The following is a 20,403-nucleotide window of genomic DNA, read 5'->3' on the forward strand; positions in this document are numbered from 1 at the left end:
GTCCTACTCGTTGCTGGTGACGGTGTCGTCGGGGTCACCCGACGACACGTCGGTCGGCGCCTGCAGCGCAAGCGCCATCGAGACGTCACCTGCCGTCAACGTGAGGGTGTCGCCGTCGAGCGCGATGGTCGGGCCGCTGGTCAGGAAGTCGACGATCCATGCGTCCTGGTCGGCACGGTCCTGCTCGCAGCCGATCTCGGTGCCGCCCATGTTGCTGACGTCGAGGGTGTCGCCGTCGAGCGCGAGCGTGCCGAACAGGTGGTTGCATCCGGCGTCGACAGCGATCTGGGTGCCGTCGAAACCGAGGCGGACCACGGTCTCGTCGACGAGCATGTGTCCGGAGACCTGGGCGGTGGCATAGCCATTGCCGTCGAGGTCGTCGAGGGTGAGGCCCGTCGACGCCGGGTCGTCGTGGGCCTCGGGGGAGGAGTCCTCGTCACCGCACCCGGCGAGGGTCAGGACGAGCAGTGCGGCCGCAGCCAGGGAGATGGTCTTCACAGGGGTGGGACGACGCGTCACCCGATCAGGTTCCCACAGCGTCAGCCACGCCAGCGATGATCGACGCCAGGTCGGCGGGGCGCGACCACATCGGCCAGTGGCTGGTCGGCAGCTCGGCCCAGGTGAGGTCGTCCAGCTCGGGCACGCCAGCCAGGAAGCTGTGGCCCTCGGCGACGCCGGCCCGATATTCGTCGGCGGTGAAGGCCGTGCAGATGATCGTGGACGGCACCGCCCGCCGCATGTCGTTGGCGAAGGCCCACTCACCGCTCAGCGCCGCGCCCGGCTGCGGTACGGCGCGCTCTCGGAACCGCTCAAGCTGGGCCTCACTGATCCCGTCGAGGTTCTCACCGAGCTCCTCCCAGGTCGGAGCGAGCGGCAGCTCAACGGCGGCGAACTCCGGGTCCATCGCGCCCTTGCCGGGGGCGGTGTCGACGTAGACCATCGCAGCGATCCGTTCGGGGATCTTGTCGGTCGCCGCGTAGCCCGGCATGCCCGCACCGCTGTGGACGACCAGGACCGCCGGGCCAGAAACGGCCTCGACCGCCGCGCAGATGGCGTCGACGTGGTCGGCGAACGTCACCGACGAGCGGTCGTCGTCGGGGGAGTGGAGCCCGGGCAGCGTCACCGGGTGGGCCTCGTCGCCAGCGGCGCGAAGCACCTCGGCCACCTCGTCCCACGCCCAAGCGCCGAGCCAGAATCCGGGTACGAGCACGATCGGTGGAGTCGTCATGTCAGCAACCTACGGACGACCGCCGACAGTGCCGCGAGGCTGGCAGAGTCAGGCGACCTGGCCCGGCAGGACCACCGGCGGGCAGTCGCAGTGGTCGCTGCACGGCAGATAGGTGTGGACGCCGTGTCCGCACCGCCCGCAGGGCAGGTCGTGCGACAAGTGGTCCGCCCGATTGATGGTAAGGACGTTGTCCCTCATGTTCGCCACCTCCTTTCCCTACGGATCGCTGGCGGGTTCGCCTGATACATCGACGGTAAGCACGCGTCCCTGAGACACGCCATGGCAGTCGAGCAGGTCTGCCCCGAAGGCATCACGGCACTGGTCCGTTGTGACCAGGCGGCCCGACCGGTGGCACGATGTCGCGCGGTTCGGCTGACGCGGCTCGGGTCGAGTCCTACCTTCACCCCATGGACGGAGTCGACGTTCGCGGGTGGCCGTTCCTGCGCGCCCCGCTCAGACTGCGAGTCTGGGTGACGACCGCGGTGGTGGGTGCGCTCGCCGTACCACTGCTCACGAACGAGCTCGGCCATGGCAGCACGTCGGGAGCGCCGGTGCTCACCGGCCTTCTCCTGGTCCTCCTCTCCATCGTCAACGTCGAGCTCGGGCGGCTGCTCGAGGGCGGCGCGAGTGACAGCCAGCGGCCGCACAAGGGGCTATCGGCCTGGGCGTTCGCGAGCGCGCTACTCCTTCCCACGCCGTGGCTACTGCCGGTAGTGGCGATCACCTACGCCCACGCCTGGTGGCGCGGACTGCGGGTGGCCACCTGGAAGTGGATCGGCTCGGCGGCGTACGTCGTCCTCGCCGGCGTCGCGGCCTCGCTGGTCGCGCACCGCGTCATGGCCGACGAGCCGGACCTGATGCACGGGAGCGGGTTCCTCGGCCTCGCGACCGTCGTGACAGCGGCGGCCGCGTTCCTCGGCGTCGAGACCCTCCTCTTCCACGGCAGTGCCTACCTCAACGAGGCCGGCGACGAGGGGTGGCTCCGCCAGACCCTCGCTACGTGGTCGTTCTACCTGACCGAGGCCGGCGTGCTGCTCGTCGGCGGGTTGTCGGCGGCCATCTGGACCGGTGGCGGGTGGTTCGTGGTGCTGCTGGCTCCGGTCTACCTGATCACCCAACGCGCTGCCCTGCACGAGCCCCTCCGGGAACGCGCCGAGTACGACGAGAAGACCCGTGCCCTGCGCTTCGAGTCCTGGCGACGGCTGTCCGTCCAAGGTGCGGCGCGGTGCGCACGTCGCGGTCAGCCGTGGTGCCTGATCTTCGCCGACCTCGACCACTTCAAGGACTTCAACGAGGCGTGGGGCCACCTGGTCGGGGACGAGGCGCTCGCGCTGGTCGCCGACGCCATCCGGGCCGAGGTGAGGGACAACGACCTGCTCGGCCGGTTCGGGGGCGAGGAGTTCAGCGTGATGCTGCCCGACGTCACGGCGGCCGAGGCCACAGCGATCGCCGAGCGGATCCGGTGCCGGGTCGCCACGACGTCCTTCCCGGGCGCCGGAGCGATCACCATCAGCCTGGGCGTCGCCGCCGTCGGGGCCGACGAGGGAGCCGTCGAGTTCGTCGAGGTGCTGAGCGCCGCCGACCGGGCTCTCTTCACCGCGAAGAACGACGGGCGCGACCGGATCCGTACCGTCGCCCTCGACGCCGCCTGACCGTTCGCGCGGCGGACTAGTCCTGAGTGACCAGGACACCTGTGGACGACGACCCGTCGCTCTTGTGCGACCTCGAGGCGCACGATGAAGTCATCACCACAAGGGGGAGGTGGCCACGATGAGCGCAGGATCGTCTTACGACGCTGGACCGGCCGGAGGGCCTGAGGGGGTCCCGGCTGACTGCGGGTTCCCGATGTGCGAACGCGAGCGGGTGACCGAGCACGGGATGTGCGACGTGCACCAGCGCGTCGTGATCTCGCGGACCGGTTCCTGGCTGGAAGCCAGTTGATCTAACCTCCGGGTCATGGCGACCCGGGTCAGGTTCGAGAGCAGCACGGGACCGATGCTCGCTGGGCTCATCGACGAGCCCGTCGGGAAGGCGCGCGGCTGGGGACTGTTCGTCCACGGCCTCACGCTCGGCAAGGACTGTCCCGCGGCCGCGCGGATCTGCAAGCAGCTCGCCAGCGACGGCATCGGGATGCTGCGCTACGACAACCTGGGCCTCGGCGACTCCGACGGGGACTGGGACGCGGGCTCGTTCACCCAGAAGGTCGCCGACACCGTCTGCGCGGCACGGTTCATGGCCGAGCGGGGGACGGGCGTCGACGTACTCGTGGGGCACTCGCTGGGCGGGGCCGCTGCGCTGGCCGCCGCGCACGGCGCGCAAGCGCGTGCGGTCGTGACGATCGGCGCGCCGATCGAGCCGGCCCACGCCGAGTCGCAGTACGACTCCCTGGTCGACCGGGTCCTCGAGGAGGGGGAGGCGGAGTGGCTCGTCGGCGGGAAGGCGCTGACGCTGCGACGTTCCTTCGTCGAGGACATGCGCCGCGCGGACCTGCGCGAAGCGATCCGCGAGCTGCACCGACCGCTGCTCGTCATGCACTCGCCGACCGACAACACGGTCGGGATCGCCAACGCGAGCGAGATCTTCCGCACCGCCCGTCACCCGCGCAGCTTCGTCTCGCTGGAGGGTTCGGACCACCTGCTCACGAAGCCCGGCCAGGGGCAACGGGCCGGTCGGATCATCTCTGCCTGGGCCGACCAATACCTCGTCGACTGATTCCGGGGCCGATCCCGGTGTCCGTGCGACGTGGCACGATCAGGCTGTGAGCAACCGTCCGGCCGACGACCAGCGTCTGCGCGACCTCGCCCTGCTGCGCAAGGTGAAGGACCGCATCGACCGGGAGTACGCCCAGCCGCTCGACGTCGCCGCGCTCGCCGCAGGTGTCGGCATGTCCTCCGGTCACCTGAGCCGGCAGTTCAAGGAGGCCTATGGCGAGCCGCCGTACTCCTACCTGATGACGCGTCGCATCGAGCGGGCGATGGCGCTGCTACGTCGCGGCGACCTGAGCGTCACCGATGTGTGCTTCGCCGTGGGCTGCTCCTCGCTCGGGACTTTCAGCACTCGCTTCACCGAGTTGGTCGGGGTGTCGCCGAGCGTCTACCGCGACGACGCGCAGTCCTCGACCGAGGGCATGATCGCGTGCGTCGCGAAGAAGGTCACCCGGCCGGTGCGCAACCGCGGCGTCGCCTGAGTCACACAGCTCCTCCGACCAGGGTCGGACGACAGGCCGGGCAAACCCCGACAAGATGGTCGACCATGAGCGATCTCAAGGGACGTACCTTCCTGGTCACGGGAGCCAACACCGGCATCGGCAAGGAGACCGCCCGCGTGCTGGCCGGCCGCGGTGCCCGCGTGGTCATCGCCGGTCGGTCCGAGGAGAAGACCCGCGCGGCCATGAAGGAGATCTCCGACAGCACCGGCAACACCGATCTCGACTTCGTCCCGCTCGACCTCGGCGACCTGGCGTCGGTCCGCACGGCGGCCGAGACGTTCCTTGCGAGTGGCGAGCCGCTCCACGTGCTGGTGAACAACGCCGGCCTCGCCGGTGCGCGGGGCCTGACGAAGAGCGGCTTCGAGCTGGCCTTCGGCACCAACCACGTCGGCACCTTCCTCTTCACCGAGCTGCTTCGCGACCACGTCGTCGCCAGCGGCCCGGGCCGGATCGTCAACGTCGCCAGCACCGCTCATTTCCGCGCGCCCGGCATCGACTGGGAGGCGATCCGCCAGCCCAGCGTCACCCGGACCGCGTTCGACGAGTACTCCGTGTCCAAGCTGGCCAACGTGCTCCACGCGAAGGAGCTCGGCCGTCAACTGGAGGGCACCGGCGTCACGACCTACTCGGTGCACCCGGGCGCGGTCGCCTCCGATGTCTGGCGAGAGGTCCCGATCGGGCTCCGCCAGGTCATGAAGCTCTTCATGAAGTCGGTCGAGCAGGGGGCCCGGACCACCCTCTACTGCGCGACCTCGCCCGACGTCGCGGGCCAGACCGGGCGCTACTACGACAACCAGCGTGAGAAGACGCCGTCGAAGGTCGTGACCGACGAGCTCGCCGCGGAGCTGTGGGCGCGCAGCGAGGCCTGGATCAAGGAGTCCTGACCAACGACTCGGTCGTGAGTTCCGCGATCGTGCGGTAGCCGTTGAGCCCCATCGTCAGGTCGGCCTCCGCGAGGAGGCACTGGAGCATGTGGTGGGCGCCCGCCGCACCGCCCACCGTGATGCCCCAGCCGTAGGGCCGGCCGATGCCGACCGCGGTCGCACCGAGCGCGAGCGCCTTGACGACGTCGACACCGGACCGCACACCCGAGTCGAAGAGCACCGGCATCTCGTCGGCCGCGGCGACGACACCCGGGAGGAAGTCGATCGCCGGGGCGCTCGCAGCCTGCCGGCCGCCGTGGTTGGAGCAGTAGATCCCGTCCACGCCGCCGTCCTTCGCCCGGCGTACGTCGTCGGGGTGGCAGATGCCCTTGAGCAGCAGTGGCAGGTCCGTCAGCCCTCGCAGCCACGGCAGGTCGTCCCAGGACAGGGCCGGGCTGCCGAAGGTGAGTGCCCAGGCGATCGTGGCCGTGCCCGGGTCCTCCTCCGGGGACTTCTCGAGACGGCTGCGGAAGACCGGGTCGCTGAAGTAGTTGGCCAGGCACTTGCCCTGCAGCTGCGGCATGGCGGCGTGCTGGAGGTCGCGGGGGCGCCAGCCGAGTGACCACGTGTCGAGGGTGACGACGATTCCTGCATAACCGGCGGCCTCGGCCCGGCGGACGAAGCTCTCCGCCAGCTCGCGGTCGTTGGGCGTGTAGAGCTGGTAGAAGCCGGGGGTGTCGCCGAGCTCAGCGGCCACGTCCTCCATCGGGTCCTGCATCAGGGTGGAGATGACGGCCGGCACGCCCGACGCGGCGGCGGCCCGGGCGACCTCGATGTCGCCGTGCTGGCTCTCGTGCATGATGCCGACGACGCCGATCGGAGCCATGAAGAGGGGCGTGGGATAGGTACGACCGAAGAGCTCGATGGTGAGGTCGCGCTCGGCAGCGCCCGCCAGCATCCGCGGGTAGATGCCCCACCGGCGGAACGCCTCGCTGTTGCCGTTCTGGGTGTACTCGTCGCCCGCGCCGCCCGCGACGTAGTCGAGCAGCACGGGGTCGAGCTTCTCGGCGGCGGCAGCCGCCATGCCTTCGTACGTCACGGGGAAGGGCGGCTTCACGCCGCTCAGCCCGCTCAGGTAGATGCCGAGGTTGAAGTCGGAGAAGTTCGCCATGCGCGCATGATGCCGCACCTGACGGAACGCTCGAGAGTGATCAGGAATCGAGAAGCGCGGTGTCGGGACCCGGTCGTAGGTTTCTGGCCATGGAGATCAAGATTCACAGCAGCTTCCTGCCCCACCTCGACGCTGAGGAGTCGATGAGGTTCTACCGCGACACGATGGGCTTCGAGGTGCGCATGGACGTCGGCTACAACGACATGCGCTGGGTGACCGTCGGTCCGCCGGGACAGCCCGACACCAACATCGTCCTCCACCCGCCGGCGGCCACACCGGGCCTCACCGACGCCGAGAAGCAGACGCTTCGCGAACTGATGGCCAAGGGCACCTACTTCGGCATCAACCTCGCGACTGACGACGTCGACGCGACGTTCGACCTCCTCCAGTCGCGCGGCGCCGAGGTCGCGCAGGAGCCGATCGACCAGCCCTACGGCGTGCGGGACTGCGCTTTCCGCGATCCGGCCGGCAACGAGATCAAGATCCAGCAGACCGCCTGACGGCGCTGCTTGACGACCTGCTGTAGATATTCACCATGGCTACCCCCACTGCTGACAGCCACGACCTCATCCGCGTCCAGGGCGCTCGGGAGAACAACCTCAAGGACGTCGACATCGAGCTGCCGAAGCGGCGGCTGACCGTTTTCACCGGCGTCTCGGGCTCGGGCAAGAGCTCGCTCGTCTTCGGCACGATCGCTGCGGAGTCACAGCGGCTGATCAACGAGACCTACTCGACCTTCGTCCAGGGGTTCATGCCCAACCTCTCCCGCCCCGACTACGACCTGCTCGAAGGCATCACGCCCGCGATCGTGGTCGACCAGGAGCGGATGGGCGCCAACGCGCGCTCCACCGTAGGCACCGTCACCGACGCCAACGCCATGCTGCGGGTGCTCTTCAGCCGCCTCGGCTCACCGTTCATCGGCCCGCCGACGGCCTTCTCGTTCAACGTCCCGACCCGCAAGGCGAGCGGAGTGATGCAGACGGAGAAGGCCGGCGGGAAGGTCGAGAAGAACGTCGTACGCCAGGCGATCTACCTCGGCGGCATGTGTGCCGAGTGCGAGGGCCGCGGCACGGTGTCCGACCTCGACCTGACGGCGATCCTCGACGAGAGCAAGACGCTCGAGGAGGGCGCGATCCTGGTCCCGGGCTACACCGCCGACGGGTGGATGGTCGCGCCCTACAAGGAGGTCGTCCCGCCCGACGTGCCGATCGCGAAGTTCACGCAGGCGCAGCGCGAGGAGCTGCTCTACGCCGAGCCACGGAAGGTGAAGGTCGAGAAGATCAACATCACCTACGAGGGGCTCATCCCCAAGATCCGCAAGTCGATGTTCAGCAAGGACGTCGACTCGCTCCAGCCGCACATCAAGGCGTTCGTCGAGCGCGCCGCCGTGTTCGCAGCGTGCTCCGCTTGCAGTGGCACCCGTCTCAACGACTCAGCGCGCTCCTCGACCATCAAGGGCAAGCACATCGGCGAGGTCTGCGCGATGCAGATAACCGACGCGGCCGAATGGATCCGCAGCATCGACGACCCCGGTGTCGCACCGCTGGTCGGCAACCTCCTGCACCTCTTCGACAGCTTCGTCGAGATCGGCCTGGGCTACTTGTCGCTCGACCGGCCCTCGGGAAGCCTCTCGGGCGGTGAGGCCCAGCGCACCAAGATGATCCGCCACCTCGGCTCAGCCCTCACCGACGTCACCTACGTCTTCGACGAGCCGACCGTCGGCCTGCACCCGCACGACATCCAGCGGATGAACAAGCTGCTGGGCGACCTGCGCGACAAGGGCAACACGGTGCTCGTCGTCGAGCACAAGCCGGAGACCATCGAGATCGCCGACCACGTCGTCGACCTCGGGCCGGGCGCCGGCACGGCCGGCGGCGCCGTCTGCTTCGAGGGCACGGTCGAGGGGCTGCGGGGGAGTGGCACCTTGACCGGCACCCACCTCGACCACCGAGCGCAGCTCAAGGAGTCGGTGCGGACCGCGAAGGGCGTGCTCGAGATCCGGGGCGCTGACAGACACAACCTGCGCGACGTCGACGTCGACGTCCCGCTCGGGGTGCTGTGCGTCGTCACCGGCGTGGCCGGCTCGGGCAAGAGCTCGTTGATTCATGGGTCGATCTCCGCCTCAGCCGATGTCATCGTCGTCGACCAGTCCGCCATCAAGGGCTCCCGGCGCAGCAACCCGGCGACGTACACCGGACTCCTCGAGCCCATCCGCAAGGCGTTCGCCAAGGCCAACGGGGTCAAGCCCGCGCTCTTCTCGTCCAACTCCGAGGGCGCCTGCCCGACCTGCAACGGCAACGGCATGATCTACACCGAGCTCAGCTTCATGGAGACCGTCGCGACGCTCTGCGAGGACTGCGGCGGCAAGCGTTTCCAGGCCGACGTCCTCGAGCTGCGCTTCGGCGGGCTCAACATCGCCGAGGTCCTCGACCTGCCGGTCACCGAGGCGCACGCGTTCTTCGCCGACGGCGACGCCAAGACCCCGCAGGCCGCGGCGATCCTCGGTCGCCTGGAGGACGTCGGCCTCGGTTATGTCAAGCTGGGTCAGCCGCTCAACACGTTGTCCGGGGGAGAGCGGCAGCGCATCAAGCTCGCGATGCACCTCTCGGAGAAGGGCGGCACCTACGTCCTCGACGAGCCGACCAGCGGCCTGCACCTCGCCGACGTCGACAACCTGCTCGGGCTGCTCGATCGGCTCGTCGACGCGGGGAAGTCGGTCATCGTGATCGAGCACCACCAGGCCGTGATGGCGCACGCCGACTGGATCATCGACCTCGGCCCGGGTGCCGGCCACGACGGCGGCACGGTCGTCTTCGAAGGCACTCCCGCCGGCCTCATCGCGCAGCGGTCGACCGTGACCGGTGAGCACCTGGCTGACTATGTCGGCGGCTGACGGCAGGGTGACCCCTATGAGCCGCACAGTGCAGATCACGTTCGACGCGCGCGACCCGCGGGGGCTCTCGACCTTCTGGCGCGACGCCCTCGGCTACGTCCACCCGACGCCGCCCGGCGTCACCCTGGCCGACGGCGAGGACCCCCTCGCTGCCTGGGACGAGTTCCTGGAGCGGGCCGGCGTCCCCGAGGAGCGGCGCAACAGCGCCTCGGCCATCGAGGACCCCGACGGGGTGGGGCCGAGGGTGTTCTTCCAACGGGTTCCTGAGGGCAAGGTCGCGAAGAACCGGGTGCACCTCGACGTGCGTGCTGCGCCGGGGCTCGAGGGGGACGAGCGCATGGCGGTGTTGGAAGCGGAGTGCGAGCGCCTCGTCGCCCTCGGGGCATTACGGGTCGAGCGGTTCGAGCCGGCGCTTCCGATCGGCTCGGGCCACATCGTGATGACCGACCCCGAGGGCAACGAGTTCTGCCTCGACTGACAGGCAGCGCTCAGGGGATCAGTAGTAGGTCCGTCGGGTGCCACCGATCGGCACCAGGTTGAGGACCAGCCCGACCACGATGAGGATCGCTCCGATCGTGGTGAGCACCGAGATGCTGGCCAGGAGGCCGATGACCAAGAGGACGACGCCGAGAATAACCATTGTTGTCTCCGTTTCTGTGACGCTGTGTACCCCGTCAGTACCCGACAGCGCTGGAATCATCCGGTGACGGGCGTCGTCCGGTGTTCAGCGCGGGTCGCTACCGTTCGGTCTCATGAGCCTTTCGAAGCAGCTGCTGACGAAGAAGAACCGACCTCCCCTCGTCACCGACCTGGTCGACGTCGTCCGCCAGGAGGTTGCTGACAAGAAGGGCGTGTCGGGTGCCACGCTGAAGGCGGGTTACGCCACCGCCACGAAGATGATGCCGGACCTGGTCCGCAAGGCGGTGCGCAAGCTGCTGCCTGATGCGCTCAGCGCGCTCGAGCCGTTCTGGGAGAAGTTCGTCGCCGACGGCGGCCCCGACTTCGGCGCCTACCTTGCCCAGCACGGCGAGCAGGTGACCGCCGCTCTGCTTGCGATCACCGACGCCCGAGCCGAGGCCACCTCGAAGGAAGCTCTCAAGAAGGTCTACCGCGCCCTACGAGCCAAGGCCGACGCTCACGTCCAGGCCGCCTTGCCGCGACTCGGCGCAACCGTGCAGAAGCACGCCACCCGCACTCCCTGACCGGCGGTCCTTGTGGCACCTCGGCTCTCGATGATACAAAGAGACGCAACACGTATCTTCGTATCAATGAGGAGACTGGCATGGACGGACTCAGCAGGCGCTCAGTGCTGTGGGGGAGCAGTGCGCTCGGAGCGGTCGGAGCGCTCGGGATCGTGGCGCCCAGTCCGGCCTGGAGTTGGTCACCGTCGCAGTCGGTCATCGGCGCAGGCACCGGCATGGATCCCAAGTACGTCTGGGACGACGAGGCCGACCGCATCGTCGCCGGCTTGTTCGAGCGCGATGAGGTCGACCTGGTCAACGACCTCCTGGCTGGCTGGACGCACAACGAGCAGCCACTGCCAGCCGGCCTGCCCAGCGACCTGGCCGCTTTCCTCGAGCGAGCGCGCCAACTGCCGTCGTGGACCGACCAGACCAAGCTGACCCGCGTCTTCGACTTCTACGAGCGACGCGGGCTCTACCTCGGCATCCTCTACGGCTTCGGCAGCGGCATGATGAGCTGCGTCATCCCGCGGGAGGCGCGTGCGGTCTACTACTCGGCCGGCGGCGCCGACATGAAGGACCGGATCGCCAAGACGGCCAAGCTCGGCTACGACATCGGCACCAAGAACGCCTTCGGGACGGGTGGCCAGATGGTCGTCACGTGCCTCAAGACCCGCCTGACGCACTCCGCGGTCCGCTACCTGCTGCCGAAGTCGGGCCACTGGAAGGCCGGCGCCGAGGAGACCCTGCCGATCAGCCAGGCCGACATCATGGTGACCTGGCACAGCCTCGCAACGTTCAGCCGCAACAAGCTCGACGCCTGGAAGGTGCCGATGCCGGCAGCCGACTCCGAGGCGTTCCTCCACCTGTGGCAGATCACCGCACACATGCTGGGCGTGAAGGACGAGTACATCCCGGCCACCTGGGTGTCCGCCAATGATCAGGCCCGACAGGTGCTCGACCCGATCCTTGCGCCGACCACCGAGGGCAAGGCACTGGCACACATCCTGCTCAACCTGGCGGCGGAGTACGACGGCGGTCTGACCAAGCCGATGCTCCACGCCTTCGCGCGCTACTGCCTGGGAGAGCAGATCGCGACCTGGCTCGAGATCCCCAAGTCTCCCTACGACGGCATGATCAAGGCAGGGTGGCCGCCGTTCATCAAGTTCCGCGAGTTCGGACTCGCGCTACCGCTGGCACCTGAGGGCTACTGGATGTTCGACGAGTTCCTTCGCCAGGGCGTCTTGTTCTTCCTCGGTGAGGGCAAGCGCGTCAACATCACGCTGCCGACGGGGAACAACCCGAACTACAGCTGACCCCCAGCCTCCAAGGGGAGCCCGGCACGTTATGTCAGCTCGCCGGCTGCCAGAGCTCAACCCGGTTTCCCTCAGGATCCGTCACCCAACCGAACCGCCCCACGCCGAGCATGTCCTCGACCCGATCGGCGACATCAGCGCCCTTGGCGCGCAACTGAGCCAACATCGCGTCCAGGTCGCGCACCCGGAAGTTCAGCATGACCTGCTGGGTCGGCGACCCGAAGTAGTCGGTATCAGCCTCAAAGGTCGCGAACACCGTTTTCCCGGCTTCCTGAATCCAGGTTCCGTATTCGTCAGCGTCGAGACCGAGGCATTCGCGGTACCAAGCGCTGAGCTCAGCGGGATCCGCTGCACGAAGGAAGTGTCCACCAATGCCAAGCACGCGTTCCATGGGCACCAGCGTGCCAGGGAGGCGCTCGAGAGGGGTTCTGCCACTCGTCTACGTACCGCCGATAAGTGACATTATGTCAGGTGACGTCTTTACTGAATCCCCCTCAGTGTCCTCCGTACGGGTCTAGTCTCGCCAGATGCGCAAGGCCGGCTCCGCCTTCGTGGTTGCACTCCTTCTCGTCACGCTCGTGCCATCAGTTGCCGAGGGTGCGACCAGGCTGCCATCGGTGAAGGCCGTCCGCGCGCCCGAGAATGCCGTGATCAACCAGACGTTCTCCGCCGATGTCGTCGTCGTCAACAAGCTCGCGCGTCGCACGGCGACCGCTCGACTGAAGATCGTCTTGTCGAAGAACCAGACCGCCGACGCAGACGACGTCCGAGTCGCGACGATCGACGTGCCAGAACTGAAGGCCGGCGCCCGGCGCACCTACAAGGTCGACGTGGTGCCCAAGCAGGCCGGCGCGCGTTACCTCATCGCCTGCATCGGCCAAAGCTGCCGCACAGCGCCCGTCCGAGTGACGAAGCCCGGACAGGACCCGGCCCTGCCGCCTCCGCCCGGAAATCCCCTGGACGTCACGCCCGTCCTCGACACCGCCCACGCAGCGTCGGCTCTCGTCCCCGCTGACACCGGCGGCACGATCACCGCCACCGGGCTCGACGGCAGCGTCTTCGTCCTCGACGTGCCTCCCGACGGCGTGCTGACCGACGAGCAGATCACTCTCACCCCGGTGACAAGCCTCAGCGGCAAGCCGTTTGCCGGAGCCATGTCGGCGGTGGACATCACGCCCCACGGCCTGCAGCTCGGACAGCTAGCCACGCTCACCATCACACCGCCTGACGCGATTCCCCTCACCCGACAGCTCGTCTTCGCGACACGCGAAGCGGGCAAGGACTTCCACGCCTATCCCCCGACCCAGGAAACCTCGGCGATCTCGCTGCAGCTGAGCCACTTCTCTGACTACGGCGTCGGCAACGCCACGTCCACGGAGCGCGCCGCAGCCAAGCTGCGGGCGCCTGCTGACGCACAAGCGCAAATCGAGAAGCTCATCGGCGATCAAGCGCAAGAGATGAAGCGTGAAGGCAACTTCGACGGCGACCAACTGGTGCCCTACCTGCTCGACTACTACCGACGCGTCGTCAAACCCCGCCTCGACGCGGCTGTCACCGACGACACCCTCGCCGTCCTCGCGATGGCGAGCTTCCTCGGCTGGACCCGCACCAGCCAGCTCGTGGCAGCCGACCACGGGCTCAGCGAGCAGGCCACCGAAGGCTTCGGCTTGGTGCTCGATGTCATCCAAAACGCTTTCGACAAGGGCTTCGACCGTTGCATGAACCGGGAGACGGCCTACGCGCCAGCCCTGCTGATGCTCGCGCGTATGGTCACCATCCTCGGCGGTCCCGAGTCCGTCAGCGACCAGGCCATCGACCGGCTCCAGAAGTGCGCACGATTCGAGCTGGACTTCGATGCACGCGTCCGCGAGTACACCCGGGACGACAGGTCCCAAGGACACGTCGAAGAGGAAGGCGACGTCGAGGTCGCGGCCTCTGACGTCGCGCTGATCACGACGATGACCGACGCCGGGCGGTTCGAAACCGCCGGCACCCAGGACCTCGTCGTCACCGAGTGGCTCTACTACAACTCGGCCTCGTATGCCACGGACTGGGCCGCTGGCAACGCCGAGCTCGTCGCGCCGCTGAGGGTCGAGGCCACGATCCCGCTCTCATCCCGACTGGAGACGTCGGCCGACGGCCGGACCAAGTTCGTGCTCAATCGTGGCCGACCCTGGGTGGAAATCGACCCGGGCAAGCTCAAGCTCTACTACACCAAGGGAAATCCGGCTTACCAGTTCCCGTCCCTGTTCGTTTACGAGGGCAGCTTCCGGAGCATCTGGACCCCCGAGCTGATCGCCGCGCGCCCCGGATTCTTCAGGTTCACTGCCTTCTTCGACGAAAGCCTGCCGAAGCTCGGCCTCTACCTCGAAGAACGATCGACGCACCGGGAGTTCGACCAGTTCATCACCGACCGCTTCAGCCGACTGCGCATGGAGTTGGAGCACGCCCCCAAGCGCTGAGCGCCCCGCCCTGGAAGCGTCAGGTGTCGACCCGCAGGGCGAAGGCGCTCGCAATCGCTCCGGCCAGATCGGCTTCCTGGTGCTCGAAGAGGAAGCCGACGTGACGACCGAGCGCCGCCTTGTCGATCGTGATGATGTTGTCGCAGCTGACGACCGACGGTTGTTCGAGTCCGTTGGCCACGCCGACCGCGACCTCGGTGCTCAAGCCCTTCGCCGTCGACGTGATCGGCGCGACGGTCACCCTGCGCATGGCCGCCCGGACCGGCTCTCGCGTCAGCACGAGGACCGGGCGGGCCTTGTCGAGGTGCGCGATGTGGATGTCTCGCATCACTCGTCGACCGACGCATGCGCGATCAGCGCGTCGAACTCGTCGTAGTCCCCGGTCGCCTCGAGAATCCGAGCATCCGCCTCAGCCCGGAGCTGCTGTTGATAGATCTTGAGAGCACGCGTGATCACCGTCGCGCGCGAACCTGCCCCGTCGGACACCAGGGCGTCGACATAGCTGACGAGCTCGTCGGGCAGGCGTACGGCGATCTGGGTGCTCATACCATCATGGTACCAATCTGGGATTCGTTCGGCGCCTCGTCGCGCTAAGGTCAGGCAAGGAGGCGATGTCCATGTCCGAGCCCGCACGTGCCAGCGTCCGCTACCTCGTTGACGATGTCGACGCGGCCATCGAGTTCTACACAGCCCACCTCGGGTTCACCGTCAACATGAGCCGCGCGCCGGCGTTCGCCGACGTCGCCCGGGGTCCCCTGCGGCTCCTCCTGTCCGGGGCAGCCAGCTCCGGCGCTCGCGCCACTCCCCCCGACGTCGCCGACTCCCCCGGTCGCAACCGGATCAACCTCGTGGTCGACGACCTCGACGCTGAGGTCGCCCGCCACCGCGCCAACGGGCTGACGTTCGTGAGCGACGTCGTGAGCGGGCCCGGTGGCAGCCAGGTGCTGATTGCGGACCCGTCAGGCAACCTGGTCGAGCTCTTCCAGCCGGCCGAAACCACCTGACATAACGACTAGCCGAGCTCCTGCAAGCGCGGCAGCACCTCGGCGCAGACCCGCTCGGTCCACACCACCGGGTCGTTGCCGTGGGGCATCAACGTCACGAGCGAGATGCCCAGGTCGGCGTAGTCGCTCATGAGTGCGACGAAGCCGTCGGCGTCGGCCAACGGGTCCTCGGACGTGATCATCGTCTTGCGGATGGCGTCGTAATCGGTGCCGGCGTCGTCACAGTGGCGGCGCAGCACGTCGAGCTTGTGGCGCATGACCTCGGGCGAGACGCCGAAGATGTTGCACCACTGGGCGTAGAGCGCGACGAACCGCAGCGTCTTCTGCTCCCCCGCTCCCCCGATCATGATCGGCGGGTGCGGGTGGGCCAACGGCGGCGGGACACCGATGGTCTCCGCCAGCCGGAAGTGCTTGCCGTCATAGACCCCGTCGTCGGTGCTCCACATCTGGAGACAGATCTGCAGCGACTCCTCGAGTCGCTCGAATCGCTCGGCGGTCGATGGGAACGGCACGCCCAGCCCGAGGTGCTCCCGCTCGTACCAGCCAGCCCCGATCCCGAGCATCGCCCGCCCGCCGGAGAGCCGGTCGAGCGTCGTGACCGTCTTGGCGAGCAGCCCGGGGTGGCGGTAGGTGCCGCCGGTGACGAGCGCGCTGAGCCGGATCCGCTCGGTCAGCGCCGCGATGTGCGCCAGGGTCGTGTAGGCCTCGAGCATCGGCTCCGGCGGGCCACCCATGTTCTCCATCTGGAACCAGTGGTCCATGACGGTGAACAGCTCAGCACCACCGGCCTCTGCAGCCTGCGCAGTGGCGACCAGACGTTCGGTCAGGTTGGTCTCCCACCCGGGGTAGGAGAAGTTCGCGTGATGCACACCGAGGTCCACCAGGCCACCGTACGCACCGCCACAACCGATGAGTGTCTAGGCTTCCCGCCATGCGTGCTCAGTCGTTCCTCCGCCCGGCCCTCGTCGCCGCGTCCCTGACCCTCGCCCTCGGCCTCAGCGCCTGCAGCGATGACCCCAAGGAAGCCGAGGCCAAGGACAAGACCACCTCCAGCACCTCGCCCACGGAGTCGACCGACGCCACGGCGGACACCACCGTCACCGAGACGGCGACGGGCGAGACGTGCGACTACCCGTCCGACGGGTCCTCGGGCGATGTCGACGCGCCGCCGACCGCGTCCACCGTGTCGGGCAAGGTGCCGATCACGATGAACACCTCGATCGGCGACCTGAAGCTCGAGCTCGACGCTGACCGGACGCCGTGCACGGTCAACTCCTTCGTGTCGCTCGCCGAGCAGGGCTACTTCGACGGCACCCACTGCCACCGCCTGACCACGTCCGGCATCTACGTGCTTCAGTGCGGCGACCCGACCGGCACCGGCGCCGGCGGCCCCGGCTACTCCTTCGCCGACGAGCTCGACGGCACCGAGACCTACGGCACCGGCACCCTCGCGATGGCCAACGCCGGCCCCAACACCAACGGTTCGCAGTTCTTCATCGTCTACGGCGACAGCCCGCTGCCGCCCGCCTACACGGTCTTCGGCCACGTCGACCAGGCGACGATCGACCTCGTCACGCAGGTCGGTGACGCTGGCACCGACGAGTCCAACGGCCCCGGCGACGGCGCGCCGAACACGCCCGTCGACATCGCCTCGGTCAGCGTCGGCTGACCGATCTCAGAGAGGGAAGCTGACCCCGCTCAGCTTCTCCGACACGTCCCACAGGCGGCGGCCGAGGACCTTGTCCTCGGCCGCCTTGCCACGTCGGGCGACGGCGGGCCAACCGTGCAGCTCGAGCCTGCCGTGCGGTCCGATGTAGGTGTCCCCGGGGATGTCCATGGTGGCCGCGTAGACGGTGCAGAGCGCCCCGCGCCAGGCGGGCATGCTGACCAGCTTCGACCCATTGACACCGATCCAGGTGAGCACCGGATTGCCCGAGCCACTCGTGATGTTGGTCGACGACGCACCGGGGTGGGCGCCGACCGCCCGGACCGGTGAGCCGGCCTCGGTGAGGCGCTGCTGGAGCTCGGTCATGAAGAGCAGATCGGCCAGCTTGGACTGGGCGTAGGCGTCGAACACCTTGTAGGGACGCCGCTCCCAGGCCAAGTCGTCGAGGTCGAGGACGCCGCGGCGGTGCTCGCGCGAGCTGGTGACGACGACCCGCTCGCGGATCGCCGGCAGCAGCAGGTTGGCCAGCGCGAAGTGGCCCAGGTGGTTGGTGGCGAAGTGCGTCTCGACCCCGTCCACGGTGAACCCCAGCGGCGCGCCGAGGACGCCGGCGTTGTTGACGAGCACGTCGAGGCCGTCGTAGTCCTCGAGGAAGTCCGCAGCGAACGCCCGCACCGAGGCGATGTCGGCGACGTCGAGACGGCGTACGGCGACGCGCCCCTGGTCGTAGCCGGGGACCTGACGCGCGGCTGCCTCCCCCTTCTCGACACTTCGGCAGGCCAGCACCACCTCGGCACCGCGCGACCCGAGGATCCGCGCAGCTTGGAACCCGATGCCGCCGTTGCCTCCGGTGATCACGAAACGTCGTCCCTGCTGGGGCGGCACATCAGTCCACGGGCGCATGCGCAAAGACTAGGGTGCGTTGCTGTGGCGACGTGGCGAAGTCTGACCAGGGACGAGGCGATCCAGCGGGGTGCTCAGCTGTCGATCACCTCCTACGACGTCCGGCTCGACCTGACGACCGACGACACCACGTTCCGGTCGATCACCACCATCAGGTTCACCTCCACCGGCGGCCCGACCTTCGCCGACGTGCGACCGACCGCCCTGCACCGCGCCGCGCTCGACGGCGCTGTCCTCGACACCGGCACCCTCGATCGGGGCCGCCTCCCGTTGGACCTCTCCCCCGGCAACCACGAGCTCGTGGTCGACGCGACGATGCCGTTCCGCAACGACGGCGAAGGGTTGCACCGCAGCATCGACCCGGCCGACGGCGAGGCCTACATCTACGGCATGTCGTTCATGGATGCCGCGCCGACGATCTTCGCCTGCTTCGACCAGCCCGACCTGAAGGCGCCCTACACGATGCACGTCACGGCGCCGGACGACTGGCTGGTCGTCGGCAACGCACGGGCGGAGGAGATCGGCGACGACGACGCGGCTCGAGAGTGGCGGATCGGCCCCACTCCCCGGCTCTCGACCTACTTCGTCACCCTGGTCGCCGGCCCCTACGAGCACCTCGCCGAGGAGCACGACGGCATCCGGCTGACGATGAGCGCCCGGGCCAGCAAGGCGCGCGCACTCGAAGAGCAGGCCGACGAACTGTTCACCCTCACCCGGCAGAGCTTCGACGAGCTGCACCGACTTTTCGGAAGCCGCTACGCGTTCGGCGACTACCACCAGGCGTTCGTGCCCGAGTTCAACGCCGGCGCGATGGAGAACCCGGGCTGCATCACGATCCGCGACCAGCTGCTCTACGACGGTCCGAGCACCCATGCGGACCGCTCCTACCGCGCCACCCTGATCGCCCACGAGATGGCGCACCAGTGGTTCGGCAACCTGGTCACCCCGCAGTGGTGGGACGACCTCTGGCTCAACGAGTCCTTCGCCGAGTACGTGGGCTACCGGGTCATCGCCGACGCCACGGCCTACCACGACGCCTGGGTCGACCAGTCCTACTCGCGACGCGTGTGGGGGTTGACCGCCGACCAGCGCCCGACCACCCATCCGGTGGCGGGCAACGGCGCGGTCGACGCCCTCGCTGCACTCCAGGACTTCGACGGCATCTCCTACGCCCGCGGCTCCAACGTGCTGCGCCAGCTCGCCGAGCGTCTGGGCGACGACGTCTTCTTCACCGGCGTTCGCGACCACTTCGAGCGGCACCGCTTCGGCAACGCGACCATGCACGACCTCTTCGCGAGCTGGACGCGTGCGGGAGCCGGCGACCTCGACGGCTTCGTCGACGACTGGCTGCGCACGCCCGGTCCCGACGTGCTGACGTTCGACAGGGCCGCCGGCCTCGTACGCCGCACTCCCCCGGCCGCCTTCCCGGCAGATCGCCGCCACCGGATCACCGTCGCCACGCACGGTCCGGACGGGTGGCAGCGCGAACCGCTCGAGCTCGTGGGTCCGGCGACGCCGTACTCACCACCGCCGGAGGCGGCCGTCCTCCTCGACGCCGACGAGACGACGTGGGCGGTGGCGCCACCCGACCCGGTCACGATGGCGGCCCTCCCCCGGCTGACCCGGACTCTCGACCCGCAGCTGCGAGCATCGATGTGGAACAACGTGCGTCTCGGGTTTGCCAACGCGACGGTCGACCCGGCCGCCGTGGTCGACCTCGCCGCCGTCGCTCCTCCGATCGAGGACACCGCCGACAGCCGCAAGCACCTGTTGCCCTGGGTGCTCGGCACCGTCGTGCCCCTCGCACCGGCCGGCTCACTGGACCGGGTGCACCTCGGCCTCCGCGCCGCGCTGGAGCGCACCCAGGCCGGTTCGGAGCTCCGGCTCTCGACCTTCCGAGCGCTCGTCGCGTCCTGCTCGGACGCCGAAGCACTGGCGTCCTGGGCCGCGGACCACGGCATCGCCGACGGGGTCGACCTCGACGACGACCTCGCGTGGCGGATCCGCCGCCGCCAGGCGCGGCTCGGTCTCACGGGCAAGGCGGAGCTCGACGCCGCACTCGACGCAGGGCCGACGAGTCATGCCCTGGTGGAGCACGCTGCCGCCGTGGCGTCCCTGCCAACAGCCGAGGGCAAGGACTTTGCGTGGTCTCGGCTCATGGGCGAGGTCTCCGTCGCGATGTACGAGATCGAGGCTGCTGGCTACGACCTGTGGCAACCCGGACAGCAGCACCTCACCCAGGGCTACGCCGGCGCCTATTTCGACCAGCTGCCGACGGTGGTCGCCCACCACCAGGGCTGGGTGCAAGCGGTCGCCGTCGAGGCGTACTTCCCGATCACGCACCTCGATGACGCCACCTACGCCCGGGCCCGCGCGGCGCTGACGCTCGATCTGCCTGCAGCGGCACTGCGACGCCTGCGCGAACAGGTCGACGAGCTCGAACGACGCCGCGCAGTGGCCGCCGCGTTCCCTGCCTCCCGGGTTTCGACGGACCCTGCTGATTGACTG

General features: G+C 68.6%; 23 protein-coding genes. 14 read left to right on the top strand and 9 right to left on the bottom strand.

Features of this window, described 5'->3' with window-relative positions; all coding sequences use genetic code 11:
• Positions 1–3: 3 nt before the first annotated feature.
• On the bottom strand, positions 4–519 hold the full coding sequence (locus F0U44_RS19965; RefSeq protein WP_149730137.1) for an META domain-containing protein: 516 nt from the start codon (positions 517–519) through the stop codon (positions 4–6).
• A 4-nt stretch (positions 520–523) separates the two neighbouring features.
• Positions 524–1,228, bottom strand: coding sequence for an alpha/beta fold hydrolase (locus F0U44_RS19970; RefSeq protein WP_149730138.1), 705 nt, complete (start codon positions 1,226–1,228; stop codon positions 524–526).
• A gap of 407 nt (positions 1,229–1,635) precedes the next feature.
• Between F0U44_RS19970 and F0U44_RS19975 the strand changes: the two genes are divergently transcribed.
• The 5 genes from F0U44_RS19975 to F0U44_RS19990 all read left to right on the top strand — a co-directional run bounded on the left by F0U44_RS19975 (position 1,636) and on the right by F0U44_RS19990 (position 5,320).
• Positions 1,636–2,880, top strand: coding sequence for a GGDEF domain-containing protein (locus F0U44_RS19975; RefSeq protein WP_188113578.1), 1,245 nt, complete (start codon positions 1,636–1,638; stop codon positions 2,878–2,880).
• Positions 2,881–2,998: 118 nt separating this feature from the next.
• On the top strand, positions 2,999–3,169 hold the full coding sequence (locus tag F0U44_RS23115; RefSeq protein ID WP_188113579.1) for a hypothetical protein: 171 nt from the start codon (positions 2,999–3,001) through the stop codon (positions 3,167–3,169).
• A 15-nt stretch (positions 3,170–3,184) separates the two neighbouring features.
• Positions 3,185–3,940 carry an alpha/beta hydrolase family protein gene (locus tag F0U44_RS19980; protein WP_149730140.1) on the top strand — a complete coding sequence of 252 codons (756 nt, stop codon included), beginning with the start codon at positions 3,185–3,187 and terminating at the stop codon, positions 3,938–3,940.
• Positions 3,941–3,986: 46 nt separating this feature from the next.
• Positions 3,987–4,415, top strand: a complete 429-nt coding sequence (locus F0U44_RS19985) for a helix-turn-helix transcriptional regulator (RefSeq protein WP_149730141.1) — start codon at positions 3,987–3,989, stop codon at positions 4,413–4,415.
• A 65-nt stretch (positions 4,416–4,480) separates the two neighbouring features.
• Positions 4,481–5,320 (top strand): SDR family oxidoreductase, encoded by an 840-nt coding sequence (locus tag F0U44_RS19990; RefSeq protein WP_149730142.1) that lies wholly within the window; start codon positions 4,481–4,483, stop codon positions 5,318–5,320.
• Here F0U44_RS19990 and F0U44_RS19995 read toward each other — a convergent pair.
• On the bottom strand, positions 5,307–6,470 hold the full coding sequence (locus F0U44_RS19995; RefSeq protein WP_149730143.1) for an alpha-hydroxy-acid oxidizing protein: 1,164 nt from the start codon (positions 6,468–6,470) through the stop codon (positions 5,307–5,309). The two genes, F0U44_RS19990 and F0U44_RS19995, sit on opposite strands and share 14 nt — an antisense overlap.
• Before the next feature lie 89 nt (positions 6,471–6,559).
• Between F0U44_RS19995 and F0U44_RS20000 the strand changes: the two genes are divergently transcribed.
• The 3 genes from F0U44_RS20000 to F0U44_RS20010 are packed head-to-tail and all read left to right on the top strand — an operon-like array spanning position 6,560 to position 9,841.
• Positions 6,560–6,970, top strand: coding sequence for a VOC family protein (locus F0U44_RS20000; RefSeq protein WP_149730144.1), 411 nt, complete (start codon positions 6,560–6,562; stop codon positions 6,968–6,970).
• A 35-nt stretch (positions 6,971–7,005) separates the two neighbouring features.
• Entirely contained in the window at positions 7,006–9,363 is a 2,358-nt protein-coding gene (locus F0U44_RS20005; protein WP_149730145.1) for an ATP-binding cassette domain-containing protein, read from the top strand.
• A gap of 16 nt (positions 9,364–9,379) precedes the next feature.
• Positions 9,380–9,841, top strand: coding sequence for a VOC family protein (locus F0U44_RS20010; RefSeq protein ID WP_149730146.1), 462 nt, complete (start codon positions 9,380–9,382; stop codon positions 9,839–9,841).
• Positions 9,842–9,859: 18 nt separating this feature from the next.
• On the opposite strand, the gene F0U44_RS23120 is transcribed toward F0U44_RS20010, so the two are convergent.
• Positions 9,860–10,003, bottom strand: a complete 144-nt coding sequence (locus F0U44_RS23120; RefSeq protein WP_188113580.1) for a hypothetical protein — start codon at positions 10,001–10,003, stop codon at positions 9,860–9,862.
• A 112-nt stretch (positions 10,004–10,115) separates the two neighbouring features.
• Here F0U44_RS23120 and F0U44_RS20015 point away from each other — a divergent pair, with 112 nt between their 5' ends.
• Together F0U44_RS20015 and F0U44_RS20020 are read left to right on the top strand one after the other, a co-directional pair.
• The gene (locus F0U44_RS20015; RefSeq protein ID WP_149730147.1) at positions 10,116–10,565 is read left to right on the top strand and encodes a DUF6918 family protein; all 450 of its coding nucleotides are present in this window, start codon (positions 10,116–10,118) and stop codon (positions 10,563–10,565) included.
• An 80-nt stretch (positions 10,566–10,645) separates the two neighbouring features.
• Complete coding sequence (locus F0U44_RS20020) at positions 10,646–11,860, top strand: oxygenase MpaB family protein (protein ID WP_149730148.1); 1,215 nt, start codon at positions 10,646–10,648, stop codon at positions 11,858–11,860.
• Positions 11,861–11,894: 34 nt separating this feature from the next.
• Here F0U44_RS20020 and F0U44_RS20025 read toward each other — a convergent pair whose 3' ends face one another.
• Positions 11,895–12,251, bottom strand: coding sequence for a VOC family protein (locus F0U44_RS20025; RefSeq protein WP_149730149.1), 357 nt, complete (start codon positions 12,249–12,251; stop codon positions 11,895–11,897).
• Positions 12,252–12,387: 136 nt separating this feature from the next.
• Here F0U44_RS20025 and F0U44_RS20030 point away from each other — a divergent pair, with 136 nt between their 5' ends.
• Positions 12,388–14,322 carry a hypothetical protein gene (locus F0U44_RS20030; RefSeq protein WP_149730150.1) on the top strand — a complete coding sequence of 645 codons (1,935 nt, stop codon included), beginning with the start codon at positions 12,388–12,390 and terminating at the stop codon, positions 14,320–14,322.
• Positions 14,323–14,341: 19 nt separating this feature from the next.
• On the opposite strand, the gene F0U44_RS20035 is transcribed toward F0U44_RS20030, so the two are convergent.
• Complete coding sequence (locus tag F0U44_RS20035; RefSeq protein ID WP_149730151.1) at positions 14,342–14,650, bottom strand: type II toxin-antitoxin system PemK/MazF family toxin; 309 nt, start codon at positions 14,648–14,650, stop codon at positions 14,342–14,344.
• Complete coding sequence (locus F0U44_RS20040; protein WP_149730152.1) at positions 14,650–14,868, bottom strand: ribbon-helix-helix domain-containing protein; 219 nt, start codon at positions 14,866–14,868, stop codon at positions 14,650–14,652. Before F0U44_RS20040 ends, F0U44_RS20035 begins: the two co-directional genes overlap by 1 nt.
• Positions 14,869–14,939: 71 nt before the next feature.
• Between F0U44_RS20040 and F0U44_RS20045 the strand changes: the two genes are divergently transcribed.
• Positions 14,940–15,326: a VOC family protein gene (locus F0U44_RS20045; protein WP_149730153.1), complete on the top strand. Its 387-nt coding sequence runs from the start codon at positions 14,940–14,942 to the stop codon at positions 15,324–15,326.
• A gap of 8 nt (positions 15,327–15,334) precedes the next feature.
• Here the strand turns inward: F0U44_RS20045 and F0U44_RS20050 are convergent, their stop codons facing one another.
• Complete coding sequence (locus tag F0U44_RS20050; protein WP_149730154.1) at positions 15,335–16,207, bottom strand: LLM class F420-dependent oxidoreductase; 873 nt, start codon at positions 16,205–16,207, stop codon at positions 15,335–15,337.
• A gap of 50 nt (positions 16,208–16,257) precedes the next feature.
• Here F0U44_RS20050 and F0U44_RS20055 point away from each other — a divergent pair, with 50 nt between their 5' ends.
• On the top strand, positions 16,258–16,995 hold the full coding sequence (locus F0U44_RS20055) for a peptidylprolyl isomerase (protein ID WP_149730155.1): 738 nt from the start codon (positions 16,258–16,260) through the stop codon (positions 16,993–16,995).
• A 6-nt stretch (positions 16,996–17,001) separates the two neighbouring features.
• On the opposite strand, the gene F0U44_RS20060 is transcribed toward F0U44_RS20055, so the two are convergent.
• Positions 17,002–17,895: an oxidoreductase gene (locus tag F0U44_RS20060; RefSeq protein ID WP_149730156.1), complete on the bottom strand. Its 894-nt coding sequence runs from the start codon at positions 17,893–17,895 to the stop codon at positions 17,002–17,004.
• Between the two features lie 24 nt (positions 17,896–17,919).
• Here F0U44_RS20060 and pepN point away from each other — a divergent pair, with 24 nt between their 5' ends.
• Entirely contained in the window at positions 17,920–20,400 is a 2,481-nt protein-coding gene (gene pepN, locus F0U44_RS20065; protein WP_149730157.1) for an aminopeptidase N, read from the top strand.
• Positions 20,401–20,403 lie beyond the last annotated feature (3 nt).

Source organism: Nocardioides humilatus (assembly GCF_008373755.1).
Lineage (GTDB): Bacteria > Actinomycetota > Actinomycetes > Propionibacteriales > Nocardioidaceae > Nocardioides > Nocardioides humilatus.